Genomic DNA, 16,129 nt, shown 5'->3' with positions numbered 1-16,129 from the left:
AGTTCCACTATGAGTGCTCTTTCAAAGGAATGGTCCGGGGTCGCTCCAGCCAGCCACCTTCGCCGTCGGGAACAATTTCGACCACATCGACCTGGGTGGCACTGATGGCGACGATTCGCCCGTCGTTGCGCCCCAGGTAGTCACCGACCTTGAGTCGATGCACCCCGCCCGCACCGCGCAGCAGCGCATAGGAGCCACTGGCATTGGCGATCGTGCCGACCATTTCAAACTGTTCGATGTTGAAGCCTTCGAGATACTGCTTGACCCGGTTCGGATCGGGCCGGACATTGCGCGAACCTTTTTGCCGCTCGGCCTGGTCCACCCGGACCTGCCGTGAAAACGGGCTGCGCAGGTCAGCCGCGCTGTAGGTGAAGGTTTCGTTTGGCTTGAAGGTTGGTGTCGGCTCGATCTTGCCGGGCGGACGCAACCGCACTTCATTCATGTAGGCGTCCAGATCAGCGAAGCCACTGTCGTTGTTACAACCGGCCAGCACCGCCAGCCCCGCCAGCAGGCCAATGCAGCGGAGAGGCTTCATGGCTGCGCCTCCTGCTCATTGTAGCGGTAGGTCTTGGCCTGAATACTCATGCGCAGCTTCGATCCCCCTTCGGGGTCCGCGGGAGCGATTTCAAAATCGTGCAGCGTGACTATGCGAGGCAGCCCGGCGACACCGCTGACGAATGTCGCCAGGTCATGGTAGCCACCCGTCACGGTGATCTGGATCGGCAGTTCGATGTAGAACGGCTGAGTCACTTCAGGCAGCAGCTTGATCTCTTCGAACTCCAGGCCGCTGCCCAGGCCGGTGCGGGTAATGTCTTCCAGCAGGCCAGGCACTTCAGTGTCGCTGGGCAATTGCCGCAACAGCACGCCAAAGGAAGTTTCCATCTGCTTCATCTGCTCGGTGTAGCGTTCCAGGTTCGCGGCCATGTGTGCCTTGCCCGCGAATTGCGCCTTGAGGGTATTTTCTTCCTCGCGCACCTGCTGCAACTGATTCTCAAGGTCGCTCACGGCAAAGTTGTAGCCCAACCCCAGGACCAGGACCACCAGCAGGATACCGGCCAACCATTTGACCGGCATCGGCCAGGAGCCGACGTTGTTGGTGTCCAGGTCGCTGAAGTCGATCTTGCGTAGCGCGTCGAACCACTCTCCCGGCTTCATTGGGCGTCCTCCGCGTCGACCGGCCGGGTCTGGCGGACCGTCAGCTGGAACACGTTCGCCTGGTCGACTTGCCCAGCCGTCGCGGCCTTGACTTCCGTCAGGCTGGGCGCATCGAACAGATCCGACGCGTCCAGGTTGCGCATCAGGTCCGAGACCCGGTTGTTGGACTCCGCTACACCTTTGATGGAGAGCGTTCTGTCTTCCATTTTCACTTCGGTGAAATACACCCCGTCCGGCAACGTTCGCACCAATTGGTCGAAGATGCGTCCGCTGACCGGGCGATTTCCCTGCAGGTCCTGAATGATGCGCATGCGCTCCAGCAGTTGTTGGCGACGGGACTTCAGTTCACTGATTTGCTTGATGCGCTCGTCGAGCACCGCTATCTGCTCGGAAATGTGCCCGTTACGCGCCTGTTGGTGATTGATGGCACTGTTCAGGGACTGAACCCCGATCAAGGTAACCCCCACCGCACCGACCAGCGCCCCCACCAATGCCAGCAGAAAACGCTTGCGGCGTTCTTCGCGCAGCTCTTCGCGCCAGGGAAGAAGGTTGATCCGCGCCATCAGTCGAAACTCCTGAGGGCCAGCCCGCAGGCGATCATCAACGCCGGCGCATCGCTGGCCAGGGCACCGGCGTTGACCTTGCTGCCCAGGGCCATGTTGGAGAACGGGTTGGCCACCTGGGTCGGCGTGCCCAGGCGTTGCTCGATCAGCCGGTCAAGCCCGGCGACTGACGCCGTACCACCGGCCAGCAGGATATGGTCCACCGCGCTGTACTGGCCCGAAGCGAAGAAAAACTGCAGGGACCGCGAAACCTGCTGCACCAATGCCTCGCGAAAGGGCTGCAGCACCTCGCTGAGATAATCGTCCGGCAAGCCTCCCTGCTTCTTTGCCAGGCCGGCCTGTTCGAGGGTCAGGCCGTAGCGCCGCTGGATTTCCTCGGTGAGCTGGCGGCCGCCGAACAATTGCTCGCGGGTATAGATGATGCGTCCGTTGTGCAGCACGCTCAGGGTGGTCATGGTGGCGCCGATATCGATCACCGCAACGGTCAAACGCTCCTGGGACGCGGCCAGTTGCGTGGCAAGCAGGCCGAAGGCGCGCTCCAACGCGTAGGCTTCCACGTCGACTACCCGGGCCGTCAGCCCCGCCAGCGCCAGCGCAGCCTCGCGAACCTCGACGTTTTCCTTGCGACAGGCCGCCAGCAGCACCTCCACCCGCTCGCTGTTGCGCGGCGACGCCCCCAGAACCTCGAAATCGATGGCGACTTCATCCAGTGGATAAGGAATGTACTGGTCCGCCTCGATCTTGAGCTGGTTCTCCATCTCGTCGTCGGAAAGCCCGGCATCCATCTCGATGGTCTTGGTGATCACCGCCGAACCCGCCACGGCCACCGCCACGCTGCGCGAGGACGTCCTGGCCTTGACCATAACCCGGGATAACGCCTGCCCGACCCCCTCGAGCTCGGCGATGTTCTTCTCGATCACGGCGTTGGCCGGCAACGGTTCGACCGCGTAGGACTCGACACGGTAACGGTCACCCTGGCGGCTCAACTCGAGCAGCTTCACCGATGTGGAGCTGATGTCGATGCCCAGAAGCGTATGGGCTTTTTTATTGAAGAGTCGTAGCACTACCAATTCCCTATGACTATCCGTGAGTTACGGACTCTCTAATACGCATTGCGTTCAATCCCCCCAGCCCGACGGACGTCCGAATGGCGTTTTCGACGGAAAAAAATGCTTATAATGCGCAGCGTTTTTTTCGCTTTGCTGCAAGCACGGGTTCTTCCCTGCACCTGACGCCTTTTCATTCTTTGCCTGGATATCCAAAAGCCTTGATTCGTCTGCTGAAATTTTTCGGATGGTCCATCATCGCCGTTTTCTGCGGACTGCTCTTGGGTCTGAGTGGCGCGTTTCTTTACCTTAGTCCGGGATTGCCATCCGTGGAGGCACTGAGAAGTATTCAGTTGCAGATTCCTTTGCGGGTGTACAGCAGCGACAACAAGCTGATCGCCGAGTTTGGCGAAATGCGCCGTACGCCGATCCGTTTCGCCGACATTCCTCCCAATTTCATCAATGCGTTACTCAGTGCCGAAGATGACAACTTCGCCAACCACTATGGCGTCGATCCGGGCAGCCTGATGCGTGCCGCCAGCCAGCTGGTCAAGAGCGGGCACATCCAGTCCGGCGGCAGCACCATTACCATGCAGGTAGCCAAGAACTTCTTCCTGAGCAGCGAACGCAGCTTCTCGCGCAAGACCACCGAAATCCTCCTGGCCTTGCAGATCGAACGGCAGTTGACCAAGGATGAGATCCTCGAGCTGTACGTGAACAAGATCTACCTGGGCAACCGCGCCTATGGCATCGAGGCGGCCGCACAGGTGTACTACGGCAAGTCGATCCGTGACGTGAGCCTGGCACAGATGGCAATGATCGCCGGCCTGCCCAAGGCGCCGTCGCGCTTCAACCCGCTGGCCAACCCGGCGCGCAGCAAGGAACGTCGCGACTGGATCCTGGGGCGCATGTACAAGCTCGGCAAGATCAGCGAGGCCGACTACACCGCCGCGATCAACGAGCCATTGAACGCCAGCTATCACGTGCCAACGCCGGAAGTGAACGCTCCTTACATTGCCGAGATGGCGCGGGCCGAGATGGTTGGACGCTACGGCAGCGATGCCTACACCGAAGGGTTCCGCGTCACCACCACGGTGCCGAGCAACCTGCAGGAAATGGCCAACACCGCGCTGCACGAAGGCCTGATGACCTACGATCAGCGCCACGGCTACCGCGGCCCCGAATCGCGCCTGCCGGGCAAGACCAAGGAGGCCTGGGCGCTGGAGCTGACCAAGCAGCGCACCATCAGTGGCTTGGAACCGGCGATTGTCACGCAGGTGGACAAGGACGGTATCAAGGTCCTGACGCGCAACGGCGAGCTGGAAGAACATGTGGCATGGGACACCATGAAGTGGGCCCGTCCGTTTCTCAATACCAACAGCATGGGGGCCGTTCCCCGCCAGCCGTCGGACGTGGCCCAGGTCGGCGATCTGATCCGGGTTCAGCGCCAGCCCGACAATGCCCTCAAGTTCAGCCAGATCCCGGCCGTCCAGGGTGCACTGGTGTCCCTCGATCCGCAGAACGGCGCAATCCGCTCCCTGGTGGGCGGCTTCGCCTTCGAACAGAGCAACTACAACCGCGCATTGCAGGCCAAGCGCCAGCCGGGCTCGAGCTTCAAGCCGTTCGTCTACAGTGCCGCACTGGATAACGGCTATACCCCCGCCAGCCTGGTGAACGACGCACCGATCGTGTTCGTCGACGAGTACCTGGACAAGGTCTGGCGACCGAAGAACGACACCAACACCTTCCTCGGTCCGATCCGTCTGCGCGAGGCGCTGTACAAGTCGCGCAACCTGGTGTCGATCCGCCTGTTGCAGGCGCTGGGAGTGGATCGCACCATCGATTACATCACCCGGTTCGGTTTCAACAAACAGGATCTGCCACGCAACCTGTCACTGGCCCTGGGCACCGCGACCCTGACCCCGATGGAAATCGCCACGGGTTGGAGCACATTCGCCAATGGCGGGTACAAGATCAGCCCTTACATCATCGACACGATCGAAAGCCGCAACGGCGAGACACTGTTCAAGGCCAACCCGCCACGGGTACCGGGCGGTGAGCAGGCCAGCGATGGCATCGCCGCACCGTCCGCCGAAACGTTCACGGTGAACCCGACTCCGGGCGAAGCCACCTCCGCCACTCCAGCGACCCAGGCGCCCGCTGTCGCCGAACGCATCGTTGACGGACGCACCACCTACATTCTCAACAGCATGCTGGAAGACGTGATCAAGCTCGGCACCGGCCGTCGCGCACTGGCCCTGGGTCGTACCGATCTGGCGGGCAAGACCGGTACCACCAACGAATCCAAGGACGCCTGGTTCTCCGGCTACAACGGCGACTACGTGACCACCGTCTGGACCGGCTTCGACCAACCCGAAAGCCTGGGTCGCCGCGAGTTCGGCGGCACCGTGGCGCTGCCTATCTGGATGAGCTACATGGGCGCCGCCCTCAAGGACAAACCGCCTCACACCCAGCCAGAACCGGAAGGCATCCTCAGCCTGAGGGTCGACCCGGTCAGCGGCCGCGCGGCCACACCAAGCACTCCGGGCGCCTACTTCGAACTGTTCAAGAGCGAGGACACCCCGCCGTCGGTCAACGAGCTGGGCAATGGCGTTGCGCCAGGCAGCCCGCTGCCGGCGGATGAAGCGGCACCGATCGATCTGTTCTGATATTGCATCGCGAGCAGGCTCGCTCCCACAGGGGTATGTATTCCAAATGTGGGAGCGAGCCTGCTCGCGATGGCGCCCTCAAGGTGTGATCGTTCCCACGCTCCTGCGTGGGAACGCCTCTACGGACGCTCCGCGTTCGGCTCTTGATGGAACGCGGAGCGTCCCAGGCTACATTCCCACGCAGAGCGTGGGAACGATCAATAAAAAACCCCGGCTCACAGGAGCCGGGGTTTTTTATTGAGACGTTACAACGGCTTAGCCGTTGAACACATCATCCACGCTCTTGAGCGGGTAGTTTTTCGGGTACGGCAGGGTTGCCACGCCAGTCTCGATCGCAGCCTTGGCCACGGCGTCGGAGATGAGGGTGATCAAGCGGGCGTCCATTGGCTTCGGAATGATGTACTCACGACCGAATTCCAGTTTGATGCCGCCGTACGCGTCGCAGACTTCCTGAGGCACCGGCAGCTTGGCCAGTTCGCGCAAGGCATTGGCGGCCGCGACTTTCATCTCTTCGTTGATGCGCTTGGCGCGAACGTCCAGGGCACCGCGGAAGATGAATGGGAAGCCCAGTACGTTGTTGACCTGGTTCGGATAGTCCGAACGGCCGGTCGCCATGATCACGTCGTTGCGAGTGGCGTGAGCCAGTTCCGGGGCAATTTCCGGGTCCGGGTTCGAGCAGGCGAACACGATCGGGTTCGGCGCCATGCGCAGCAGGTTTTCCGGGCTCAACAGGTTCGGACCCGACAGGCCGACGAATACGTCGGCGCCGTCCAATGCGTCCGCTAGGGTGCGCTTGTCAGTTGCGTGGGCAAAGACGGCCTTGTACTGGTTCAGATCACTGCGACCGGAATGGATCACGCCGGTACGGTCAACCATGAAGATGTTTTCGATCTTGGCCCCCATGCTCACCAGCAACTTCATGCAGGAGATGGCCGCAGCGCCGGCGCCCAGGCAAACGATCTTGGCTTCAGGCAAGGTCTTACCAGCGATTTCCAGGGCGTTGATCATGCCGGCCGCAGTCACGATAGCGGTACCGTGCTGGTCATCGTGGAATACCGGAATGTCGCACTGTTCGATCAGGGCGCGTTCGATCTCAAAGCACTCAGGCGCCTTGATGTCTTCCAGGTTGATGCCGCCGAAGGTGATGGAGATGCGCTTGACGGTGTCGATGAAGGCTTGCGGACTTTCGGAGTCGACTTCGATATCGAACACGTCGATACCGGCGAAACGCTTGAACAGCACACCCTTGCCTTCCATGACCGGCTTGGAGGCCAATGGACCCAGGTCACCCAGGCCGAGAATCGCGGTGCCATCAGAAATGACTGCAACCAGGTTGCCCTTGCCGGTGTATCTGTAGGCCAGTTCAGGGTCGCGAGCGATTTCGCGAACTGGTTCGGCCACGCCGGGGCTGTAGGCCAGCGACAGATCGCGGGCAGTAGCGGTGGCCTTGGTGAGCTCGACACTCAGCTTCCCTGGACGAGGATTAGCGTGATATTCGAGAGCGGCAGTTTTCAGATCAGACATGTGGGCATTCCGCTTTTTACTGTGTTGGACAGACGGACCGCCGAGGATACGCGCCTCGCAAAGTCCCTACAAGACTGACCGGTCACCGCTGTCAAGCGCCCTGCCCTACGACTTTGGGCCAAGAGCCGCGAAACACAAGGGCTCAATGAATACAATCAACAATAAAAATGTCTACAATTTTTCATCCAGGCATCCGGCTCAGCATCGCCGGATCGGTCAACGGCAGCAGCCATCGCCCTTGCCCCGGCTCAGCGCTCCTGCGCCGCGACCGGTCCACCACCCAGCCACGAGCCTCGACCTGCCTGCCGACAAGACGCTCTAGCGAAGCCAAGTCGAAGCGGTCCAGCAGATTGGGCGCAATGCGCAATACAACCGAATCCTCCAATTGCAGCCAAACGCCGCCGCGATTGCGCCTGACTGCATTGACACGCCCACTCAGTACAGCAAAACCTGATGCCTTGATCTGCCCGGTCTTGAGCACGGGTGAACGCCCCCATAGTCCGAGACGCGCCTCACGCGCTTGACGTTCGGCCGCCCGATGGCAGTCCGCCAAGCCGACATTCGGTGCCACAGCCACCTGGAAACCCAGGCCTTCGGCAAGCATTTGCGCCTCGAGATTGCGGCCACCGACACCGTAGGCATGAGCGAGCGACCGGCCGTAGCGATCCTTGCTGTCCCTGCCGGGAACCAGCGCTACACGCCCGTCATTGGCACCCACCAAGGCTTCCAGGCGACGTCGGGCCGCAACGGCAAAGGGCTCGTCGGAACGACCCTGCCGGCCCAGCTCAGGTGTATTGAGCCCAATCAAGCGCACGCTGCGGCCATCTGCCAGGCGCAGAGTATCGCCATCCACCACCCGCCGGACTACCACCTCGGTTGCGCCCGTGGGCGCAGGACAGAAGGCCTGGGCGCTGGCCAGCCAAATCGCGGACACAAAAAAGGCGCCCACAAGGGACGCCTTTTTCATCACTTCGCAGCCGTCGAAACGACCCGCCAAAATGATCAGTCTCAGGCCTTTTTGGCGCCGAAAGCACCGAAACGGTCGGCGAACTTCTGAACGCGACCACCGGTATCCAGAGTCTTTTGCTTACCGGTGTAGAACGGGTGGCATTCGTTGCAAACGTCGATCGCCAGGGCTTTGCCGTAGGTCGAACGGGTTTCGAACTTGTTGCCGCAGCTGCAGGTTACAGCAATGGCTGGGTATTCCGGATGGATATCGGCTTTCATGGTGTTTTCCTCAGGCTAGCGTGCCGCCACCCAACACTATTGTTGAATACCGCACGTAATTAGGGCGCGGATTCTACCAGACATCGACGATGACGCAAGCTATGCCTTGTACCAACCGTCTGCTAGGCTCCCGGCCTCAACTGTGGGAGCGAGCCTGCTCCGGGCGGCGATCCGACGATGGCGACTTGTCAGTACTGTACAAGTTGCTGATCCACCGCTATCGCGAGCAGGCTCGCTCCCACAGGCTGTATCCAGCCCTTCTGTTACAGAGATCCCCGCGTGCCCGACGCCATCCTGCGCCTCGCCCTGCCTTCGCCCCTGCGCCGCCTGTTCGACTATCGCGCCCCGGCCGGAGTCCCGCGTGCCCGGTTGCAACCGGGCATGCGCTTGCGGGTGCCGTTCGGTCGGCGGGAGATGATCGGCATCCTGGTGGAAGTCACCGACCACAGCGAGGTCCCGGCCGACAAGCTCAAGCCGGCCCTGGCGTTGCTCGATGCCACGCCGCCGCTGCCAGCCTCGCTGTTCAAGCTGTGCCTGTGGACGGCCCAGTACTACCAGCACAGCCTCGGCGATACCCTGAGCTGGGCGTTGCCGGTGATGTTGCGCCAGGGCGAACCAGCCGAAGCACGCCAGGAGCGGTTCTGGTCGGTAGCGCCAGGGGCTTCGCTGGATGACCCGCGCATCGCCCGCGCCCCGCGCCAACGCGAAGCCCTGGCGACGCTTGCCCAGCATCCCCACGGCGTGGCGCATCAGTTGCTGAGCAAGCTGATGCTCAGCAAGGACAGTCTCGACCTGCTGCTGGCCAAGGACCTGGTCCAGATGGAGATCCGCCGGCATGCTCCGGGCGCGCGTCACGAGCATTGGCTGGCCCAGCCGGAACTGCCGCTCAATGCCGAACAACGAGCGGCTTGCGAAGCGATCCGCGCAGGCTTCGACAGTTATCACGCCTTTCTGCTGGCGGGCGTCACCGGCAGCGGCAAGACCGAAGTCTACCTTCAGCTCATCCGCCAGACCCTGGAAGCGGGCAAGCAAGCCCTGGTGCTGATTCCGGAAATCAACCTTGGCCCGCAGACCCTTGCGCGCTTCGAACAGCGTTTCAACGCCCGGATCGCCCTGGTGCACTCGGCGGTCAATGACCGCGAGCGACTGGAAGCGTGGCTCGCCGCCCGGGACGGCGAGGCCGACATCATCATCGGCACCCGCTCGGCCTTGTTCACACCAATGAAGAATCCCGGCCTGATCATCATCGACGAAGAACATGATGGCTCGTATAAGCAGCAGGAAGGCCTGCGCTACCACGCCCGCGACCTGGCCCTGGTGCGGGCCCGCCAGGAAGACATCCCCATCGTACTCGGCTCGGCGACGCCATCGCTGGAGAGCCTGCACAACGCCTACACCGGTCGCTACGGACTCCTGCGCCTGAACGAACGGGCCGGCGGCGCCAAGCAGCCGCGGTTCCTGCGCCTGGACGTGAAAAGCCGTCCACTGGACAGCGGCATTTCCGGACCGATGCAGCAAGCCATCGGCCAGACATTGGCCGCCGGCCAGCAGGTCCTGGTGTTTCTCAACCGTCGCGGGTTCGCCCCGACCCTGCTGTGCCATGACTGCGGCTGGATGTCCGGCTGCGAACGCTGCGACGCGCGAATGACCGTCCATCAACGCTATGGCGAGCTGCGTTGCCACCACTGCGGCCACACCGAGCGGGTACCGAGGCATTGCCCGCAGTGCGGCAAAGTGGACTTGCGCCCGGTGGGCGCCGGCACCGAGCGCGCCGAAGAACGGCTGGGCATTCTTTTTCCCGATTACCCGGTGCTGCGGGTGGATCGCGACAGTACCTCGCGCAAGGACGCGATGAACCAGCTGTTCGCCACGATCCAGAAAGGCCAGCCCTGCATCCTGGTGGGCACGCAGATGCTCGCCAAAGGACACCACTTCCCGCGGGTCACGCTGGTGTCGATCCTGGACGCCGACGGCGGGCTGTTCTCCGGGGACTTCCGCGCCAGCGAGCGCATGGCGCAACTGATCGTCCAGGTCGCCGGCCGTGCCGGGCGGGCCGAAGAGCCGGGCAAGGTGATTATCCAGACCCACCTGGCGGACCATCCACTGCTGATACAACTGACCGAGCAAGGCTACTTCGCCTTCGCCGAGCAGGCCTTGAGCGAACGCCGCAGCGCCGGCCTGCCGCCGTTCGCTCATCTGGCGCTGCTGCGTGCCGAGGCCCACAAGCCGGGACAGGCCGAAGGCTTCCTGGACGACGCCTGCAGCGAGGCCGAACGCCTGCTGATCGAGCAGAATCTGAGCGGAATCGAATTGCTGGGGCCGGTGCCGGCTCCGATGGAGCGGCGCGCGGGGCGGTATCGGGCGCAACTTTTGTTACAAGCCAATGCCCGGGCACCGTTGCATCGGCTGCTCAGCGCTTGGCTGCTGGTACTGGAACAGATGCCCAGCGGACGAGCGGTACGCTGGTCGCTGGATGTGGACCCGGTGGATTTGTACTGATCCCCCACAATGGAAACTGGGTATGGCCACAAGGGTCAGATCTCCTGGAAAACAAGCACACGCTACCCAACCGACCCGCTACAGTTGGCAAGCCCGTCTTCCCCACGGATAATGCCCAGTTTTTCCACCAGCGCATCGAAGCGCCGCCGCGCCTGCGGTTGAAAGAGAAGACCATGAAAGAAACCATTCGCCAGCTCATCCAGCAAGCCATCACCCAACTCGTCACTGAAGGTGTGTTGCCAGAAGGCCTGTCGCCGGCGATTCAGGTCGAAAACACCCGCGACAAGACCCACGGCGACTTCGCCAGCAACATCGCGATGATGTTGGCCAAGCCGGCCGGCATGAAACCACGGGACCTGGCCGAGAAAATCATCGCCGCCCTGCCGGCTGACGAAAACGTCACCAAGGCAGACATCGCCGGCCCCGGGTTCATCAACTTTTTCCAGAACACCCAGGCCCTGGCCTCGCGCCTGGACGCCGCCCTGTCCGACGAACGCCTCGGCGTGCGCAAGGCCGGCCCGTTGCAGCGCACCGTGGTCGACCTGTCCGCGCCGAACCTCGCCAAGGAAATGCACGTCGGCCACCTGCGCTCGACCATCATCGGCGATGGCGTGGCCCGGGTCCTGGAGTTCCTGGGCGACACCGTGATCCGGCAGAACCACGTCGGCGACTGGGGCACCCAGTTCGGCATGCTGATGGCCTATCTGCAGGAAAACCCAATCACGAGCGACGAACTGTCGGACCTGGAGAACTTCTACCGCGCCGCCAAGCAACGCTTCGACGAGTCGCCGGAGTTCGCCGACCGTGCCCGTGGCCTGGTGGTCAAGTTGCAGGCCGGCGATGCCGAGTGCCTGGCCCTGTGGAGCAAGTTCAAGGACATCTCCCTGTCCCACTGCCAGAAAATCTACGAACTGCTGAACGTCAAATTGACCATGGCCGACGTGATGGGCGAAAGCGCCTACAACGACGACCTGATCAATGTGGTCAACGACCTTCGGGCCAAGGGCTTGCTGGTAGAGAGCAACGGCGCCCAGTGCGTGTTCCTCGACCAGTTCAAGACCGCCGACGGCGAGCCTCTGCCGGTGATCATCGTCAAGGCCGACGGCGGCTACCTCTACGCCACCACTGACCTGGCGGCCGTGCGCTATCGCAACAGCGTGCTGAAGGCTGACCGGGTCCTGTACTTCGTCGACCAGCGTCAGGCTTTGCACTTCCAGCAAGTGTTCGAAGTGGCCCGCCTGGCCGGCTTCGTGACCCATCCGATGGACATGGAACACATGGGCTTCGGCACCATGAACGGCGCCGATGGCCGCCCGTTCAAGACCCGGGACGGTGGCACGGTGAAGCTGATCGACCTGCTGACCGAAGCCCAGGAGCGCGCCTACTCCCTGGTCAAGGGCAAGAACCCGGACCTGGCCGAGGACGAACTGCGCCAGATCGCCAAAGTCGTTGGTATCGACGCGGTGAAGTACGCCGACCTGTCCAAGCACCGCACCAGCGACTACAGCTTCAACTTCGACCTGATGCTCAATTTCGAAGGCAACACCGCGCCGTACCTGCTGTATGCCTACACCCGCGTGGCCGGCGTATTCCGCAAGCTCGGCAAAAGCTTCGATGAAGTGGAGGGCCGGATTGTGCTGGAGGCCGCTCACGAACAGGAGCTGGCAGCGAGGCTGGCGCAGTTCGGCGAAGTGCTGAACAACGTCGCTGACAAGGGCACGCCTCACACCCTGTGCGCGTACCTGTATGACGTGGCCGGTCTGTTCTCCAGCTTCTACGAGAACTGCCCGATCCTCAGCGCCGACACCCCGGAGCAAATGCAGAGCCGCCTGCGCCTCGCCGCGCTGACCGGACGCACCCTCAAGCAAGGCCTGGAACTGCTGGGCCTGGAAACGCTGGAGCGCATGTAAGTTGGCTGCCAAGAAAAAACCTGCACCCAAACGCGGCGCCAGTCGTTACCAGGCCCCGGCCAAGAAGCCGATTCCGGGCTGGTTGTGGATGGCGATAGGCCTGAGCGTCGGCGCCTTCATTGTGTTCCTGATGAAACTGGAGCCGGGCCAGGGCGATGACGTCAAGCGCGTCCGCCAGGAGCAGCAGAAAGCCACGCGCATCACCGAGGCCAACAAGACCCCGCCGAGCCCGACGCAACCGGTGAAGCCGAAATACGACTTCTACACCCTGCTGCCGGAATCGGAAGTCATCGTGCCGCCCGAAGCGGTACCGGAAAAGACCCTGCCGACCCCACAAGTGCCCGCCACGCCGGTCACCCCGGCCGAAGCCGCGAAGATCGACACCGCCCGCGCCCAGGCGGCCCTGGCTGGCATCACGCCGCCACCGGCGCCACCCGTGCAGAAAGCCGCGCCGGTGACGAAGTTCTTCCTGCAAGCCGGTTCGTTCCGCAAGGAAGCCGATGCCGACAAGGTCCGGGCGCAGATCATCCTGCAGGGCCAATCCGTGTCGGTGGAGTCCGGGACCGTGAAGGACGAAACCTGGTACCGGGTCATGGTCGGCCCGTTCAGCAACCGTGAGGAACTGACCAAGGCGCAGAAACAATTGGCCAGCAGCGGCTTCAGCAACTTGTTGTTACAACAACGCCAGAGCCGCTGAACATACAGGCAACCTATCTCTGTGGGAGCAAGGCTTGCCCGCGATGCGCCGCCTCCGACCTCAGGGCAAGCTGCGTTGACTTTATCGCGGGCAAGCCTTGCTCCCACAGGTAGGGCGAACCGCTTGTCACCACTCCCACGCCGCAGTTGAAAAACCCCACGTCACCCCCATATGAGTTTTCATCCGGGCATTTTCGCCCCGCTGCGTGGAGACTCTTCCCTTGACCACCATCGTTTCAGTCCGCCGTCATGGCAAAGTCGTCATGGGCGGCGACGGCCAGGTTTCACTGGGCAACACCGTGATGAAAGGCAATGCGAAGAAAGTCCGCCGCCTGTATCACGGCCAGGTCATTGCCGGCTTCGCCGGGGCCACTGCCGACGCTTTTACCTTGTTCGAGCGCTTCGAAGGCCAGCTGGAAAAACACCAGGGCCATCTGGTCAGGGCCGCCGTTGAGCTGGCCAAGGAGTGGCGCACCGACCGTTCCCTCAGCCGCCTCGAAGCCATGCTGGCGGTCGCCAACAAGGACGCCTCGCTGATCATCACCGGCAACGGCGATGTGGTTGAGCCCGAAGACGGCCTGATCGCCATGGGTTCCGGGGGCGCCTACGCCCAGGCCGCCGCCAGTGCGCTGCTGAAAAAGACCGACCTGTCGGCCCGTGAAATCGTCGAGACCGCCCTGGGCATTGCCGGCGACATCTGTGTCTTCACCAACCACACCCAAACCATTGAGGAGCAGGATCTCGCGGAATGAAGCCCGTACCCCGGCTCATTCTTGCTTGAGGACCGTCAACTACTATGTCCATGACTCCCCGCGAAATCGTCCACGAACTCAACCGCCACATCATCGGCCAGGACGATGCCAAGCGCGCCGTCGCCATCGCCCTGCGTAATCGCTGGCGGCGGATGCAGCTGCCCGAAGAGCTGCGCGTCGAAGTGACCCCCAAGAACATCCTGATGATCGGCCCGACCGGTGTCGGTAAAACCGAGATCGCCCGTCGCCTGGCGAAACTCGCCAATGCGCCGTTCATCAAGGTGGAAGCTACCAAGTTCACCGAAGTCGGCTATGTCGGCCGTGACGTCGAGTCGATCATCCGCGACCTGGCCGACGCCGCCATCAAGCTGCTGCGCGAACAGGAAATCACCAAGGTCCGCCACCGCGCCGAAGACGCGGCCGAAGAACGCATCCTCGATGCCCTGCTGCCGCCGGCGCGCATGGGTTTCAATGCCGACTCCGCTGCGACCCAGGACTCCAACACCCGCCAGCTGTTCCGCAAGCGCCTGCGTGAAGGCCAGCTGGACGACAAGGAAATCGAGATCGAAGTGGCCGAAATGGCCGGCGTCGACATTTCCGCGCCGCCAGGCATGGAAGAGATGACCAACCAGTTGCAAAGCCTGTTCGCCAACATGGGCAAGGGCAAGAAGAAAAGCCGCAAGCTCAAGGTCAAGGAAGCGCTGAAACTGGTGCGCGATGAAGAAGCCAGCCGTCTGGTCAACGAAGAAGAACTGAAGGCCAAGGCGTTGGAAGCCGTCGAACAACACGGCATCGTGTTCATCGACGAAATCGACAAGGTTGCCAAGCGCGGTAATGTCGGCGGTGCCGATGTCTCCCGTGAGGGCGTGCAACGCGACCTGCTGCCGCTGATCGAAGGTTGTACGGTCAACACCAAGCTGGGCATGGTCAAGACCGACCATATCCTGTTCATCGCCTCCGGCGCTTTCCACCTGAGCAAGCCAAGTGACCTGGTGCCGGAACTGCAGGGCCGCCTGCCGATCCGTGTGGAGCTCAAGGCGCTGTCGCCGGAAGACTTCGAACGCATCCTGAGCGAACCCCATGCCTCCCTGACCGAACAGTACTGCGCGCTGCTCAAGACCGAAGGCCTGAACATCGAGTTCACGCCGGAAGGCATCAAGCGCCTGGCGCAGATCGCCTGGCAGGTCAACGAGAAGACCGAAAACATCGGTGCTCGCCGCCTGCACACGCTGCTTGAGCGCCTGCTCGAGGAAGTGTCGTTCAGCGCCGGTGACCTGGCGAGCAAACATGACGAAGCGCCTATCCTCATCGACGCCGAGTACGTCAACAGCCACCTGGGTGAATTGGCGCAGAACGAAGACCTGTCGCGGTATATCCTGTAACCCATCACTACAGGCATGCGCAGTTCCGTGTGGGAGCGAGCCTGCTCGCGAAAGCGGGGTATCAGTCACATCATTGTTGGCTGACACTGCGCCTTCGCGAGCAGGCTCGCTCCCACATCTGACGGTGTCGCTGCGTAGATCAGGGTTCTTTCAGCTACGGACCACAGGCCATGACCAAACTCCCCACCGCCATCAATCTGCACAAAGCTTCGAAGACCCTGACGCTGAAATACGCGCCGGACGAGGAGTACCATCTGCCCGCCGAATTCCTGCGGGTGCATTCGCCTTCCGCCGAGGTCCAGGGCCACGGCAAACCCATTCTGCAATATGGCAAGCTCAACGTTGGCTTGTCCAAGATCGAACCCGCCGGCCAGTACGCACTGAAATTGACCTTCGACGACGGTCATGACAGCGGACTGTTCACCTGGGAGTACCTGTACCAGTTGGCAGTGCGCCAGGACGACTTGTGGAGCGATTATCTTGCCGAGCTCAAGGCCGCCGGAAAAACCCGCGACCCCAGCGAGTCCGTCGTCAAGCTGATGCTCTAGCTCAAGGGCTGGCGCTTTAGGGCGAATTTTCTAGAGTCATCTGCTTGAATGTCTACCCGGCAAGGTCAATGACTGGCCTGCTTGCGAAAAAAATTAAACTCGGGTAACCAATGGAGCTGGCAAGTTCCCTGCAAAGGAACCTGCGAGTTCCCTTGCAC

At 62.1% G+C, this 16,129-nt stretch carries 14 protein-coding genes; 7 read left to right on the top strand and 7 right to left on the bottom strand.

What is annotated here, in order from left to right; genetic code table 11:
* Positions 1–7 precede the first annotated feature (7 nt).
* From AD665_RS19340 to AD665_RS19325, 4 genes are read right to left on the bottom strand one after another with little or no spacing between them, the layout of a single operon-like run.
* A complete protein-coding gene (locus tag AD665_RS19340; RefSeq protein WP_024779906.1) occupies positions 8–535 on the bottom strand; it encodes a pilus assembly protein PilP in 528 nt (175 codons plus the stop codon).
* Complete coding sequence (gene pilO, locus AD665_RS19335; protein WP_024779907.1) at positions 532–1,155, bottom strand: type 4a pilus biogenesis protein PilO; 624 nt, start codon at positions 1,153–1,155, stop codon at positions 532–534. The genes AD665_RS19340 and pilO overlap by 4 nt, the downstream gene beginning before the upstream one ends.
* Positions 1,152–1,718: a PilN domain-containing protein gene (locus AD665_RS19330; RefSeq protein WP_024779908.1), complete on the bottom strand. Its 567-nt coding sequence runs from the start codon at positions 1,716–1,718 to the stop codon at positions 1,152–1,154. The genes pilO and AD665_RS19330 overlap by 4 nt, the downstream gene beginning before the upstream one ends.
* Positions 1,718–2,782: a pilus assembly protein PilM gene (locus AD665_RS19325; RefSeq protein ID WP_024779909.1), complete on the bottom strand. Its 1,065-nt coding sequence runs from the start codon at positions 2,780–2,782 to the stop codon at positions 1,718–1,720. The genes AD665_RS19330 and AD665_RS19325 overlap by 1 nt, the downstream gene beginning before the upstream one ends.
* 206 nt (positions 2,783–2,988) lie before the next feature.
* Here AD665_RS19325 and AD665_RS19320 point away from each other — a divergent pair, with 206 nt between their 5' ends.
* Positions 2,989–5,433 carry a penicillin-binding protein 1A gene (locus AD665_RS19320; RefSeq protein WP_392396949.1) on the top strand — a complete coding sequence of 815 codons (2,445 nt, stop codon included), beginning with the start codon at positions 2,989–2,991 and terminating at the stop codon, positions 5,431–5,433.
* A 255-nt stretch (positions 5,434–5,688) separates the two neighbouring features.
* On the opposite strand, the gene AD665_RS19315 is transcribed toward AD665_RS19320, so the two are convergent.
* From AD665_RS19315 to rpmE, 3 genes are all read right to left on the bottom strand, one after another.
* Positions 5,689–6,957, bottom strand: a complete 1,269-nt coding sequence (locus AD665_RS19315; protein ID WP_024779911.1) for a malic enzyme-like NAD(P)-binding protein — start codon at positions 6,955–6,957, stop codon at positions 5,689–5,691.
* A gap of 181 nt (positions 6,958–7,138) precedes the next feature.
* The gene (locus tag AD665_RS19310) at positions 7,139–7,924 is read right to left on the bottom strand and encodes a thermonuclease family protein (protein ID WP_033034770.1); all 786 of its coding nucleotides are present in this window, start codon (positions 7,922–7,924) and stop codon (positions 7,139–7,141) included.
* A gap of 41 nt (positions 7,925–7,965) precedes the next feature.
* Complete coding sequence (gene rpmE, locus AD665_RS19305; RefSeq protein WP_024779913.1) at positions 7,966–8,184, bottom strand: 50S ribosomal protein L31; 219 nt, start codon at positions 8,182–8,184, stop codon at positions 7,966–7,968.
* A gap of 279 nt (positions 8,185–8,463) precedes the next feature.
* Between rpmE and AD665_RS19300 the strand changes: the two genes are divergently transcribed.
* The 6 genes from AD665_RS19300 to AD665_RS19275 all read left to right on the top strand — a co-directional run bounded on the left by AD665_RS19300 (position 8,464) and on the right by AD665_RS19275 (position 15,971).
* On the top strand, positions 8,464–10,683 hold the full coding sequence (locus AD665_RS19300) for a primosomal protein N' (protein WP_024779914.1): 2,220 nt from the start codon (positions 8,464–8,466) through the stop codon (positions 10,681–10,683).
* Positions 10,684–10,856: 173 nt separating this feature from the next.
* The gene (argS, locus tag AD665_RS19295) at positions 10,857–12,593 is read left to right on the top strand and encodes an arginine--tRNA ligase (protein ID WP_024779915.1); all 1,737 of its coding nucleotides are present in this window, start codon (positions 10,857–10,859) and stop codon (positions 12,591–12,593) included.
* Between the two features lies 1 nt (position 12,594).
* Positions 12,595–13,290, top strand: a complete 696-nt coding sequence (locus tag AD665_RS19290; RefSeq protein ID WP_024779916.1) for an SPOR domain-containing protein — start codon at positions 12,595–12,597, stop codon at positions 13,288–13,290.
* Positions 13,291–13,510: 220 nt separating this feature from the next.
* Positions 13,511–14,041, top strand: coding sequence for an ATP-dependent protease subunit HslV (gene hslV, locus AD665_RS19285; protein WP_003186641.1), 531 nt, complete (start codon positions 13,511–13,513; stop codon positions 14,039–14,041).
* Between the two features lie 44 nt (positions 14,042–14,085).
* Complete coding sequence (hslU, locus tag AD665_RS19280; protein ID WP_024779917.1) at positions 14,086–15,423, top strand: ATP-dependent protease ATPase subunit HslU; 1,338 nt, start codon at positions 14,086–14,088, stop codon at positions 15,421–15,423.
* A gap of 170 nt (positions 15,424–15,593) precedes the next feature.
* Positions 15,594–15,971 (top strand): gamma-butyrobetaine hydroxylase family protein, encoded by a 378-nt coding sequence (locus tag AD665_RS19275; protein ID WP_024779918.1) that lies wholly within the window; start codon positions 15,594–15,596, stop codon positions 15,969–15,971.
* The last annotated feature ends 158 nt before the right edge of the window (positions 15,972–16,129 follow it).

Source organism: Pseudomonas corrugata, from assembly GCF_001269905.1.
Classification (GTDB): Bacteria; Pseudomonadota; Gammaproteobacteria; order Pseudomonadales; family Pseudomonadaceae; genus Aquipseudomonas; species Aquipseudomonas corrugata.
Note: the sequence above shows the minus strand (reverse complement) of the source record. Positions and strands in the feature narration are given on the sequence as shown.

Coding starts and splice junctions, on each gene's coding strand:
- AD665_RS19340 (WP_024779906.1), bottom strand. CDS start 535: ATGAAGCCTCTCCGCTGCATTGGCCTGCTGGCGGGGCTGGCGGTGCTG.
- pilO (WP_024779907.1), bottom strand. CDS start 1,155: ATGAAGCCGGGAGAGTGGTTCGACGCGCTACGCAAGATCGACTTCAGC.
- AD665_RS19330 (WP_024779908.1), bottom strand. CDS start 1,718: ATGGCGCGGATCAACCTTCTTCCCTGGCGCGAAGAGCTGCGCGAAGAA.
- AD665_RS19315 (WP_024779911.1), bottom strand. CDS start 6,957: ATGTCTGATCTGAAAACTGCCGCTCTCGAATATCACGCTAATCCTCGT.
- AD665_RS19310 (WP_033034770.1), bottom strand. CDS start 7,924: ATGAAAAAGGCGTCCCTTGTGGGCGCCTTTTTTGTGTCCGCGATTTGG.
- rpmE (WP_024779913.1), bottom strand. CDS start 8,184: ATGAAAGCCGATATCCATCCGGAATACCCAGCCATTGCTGTAACCTGC.
- argS (WP_024779915.1), top strand. CDS start 10,857: ATGAAAGAAACCATTCGCCAGCTCATCCAGCAAGCCATCACCCAACTC.
- hslU (WP_024779917.1), top strand. CDS start 14,086: ATGTCCATGACTCCCCGCGAAATCGTCCACGAACTCAACCGCCACATC.
- AD665_RS19275 (WP_024779918.1), top strand. CDS start 15,594: ATGACCAAACTCCCCACCGCCATCAATCTGCACAAAGCTTCGAAGACC.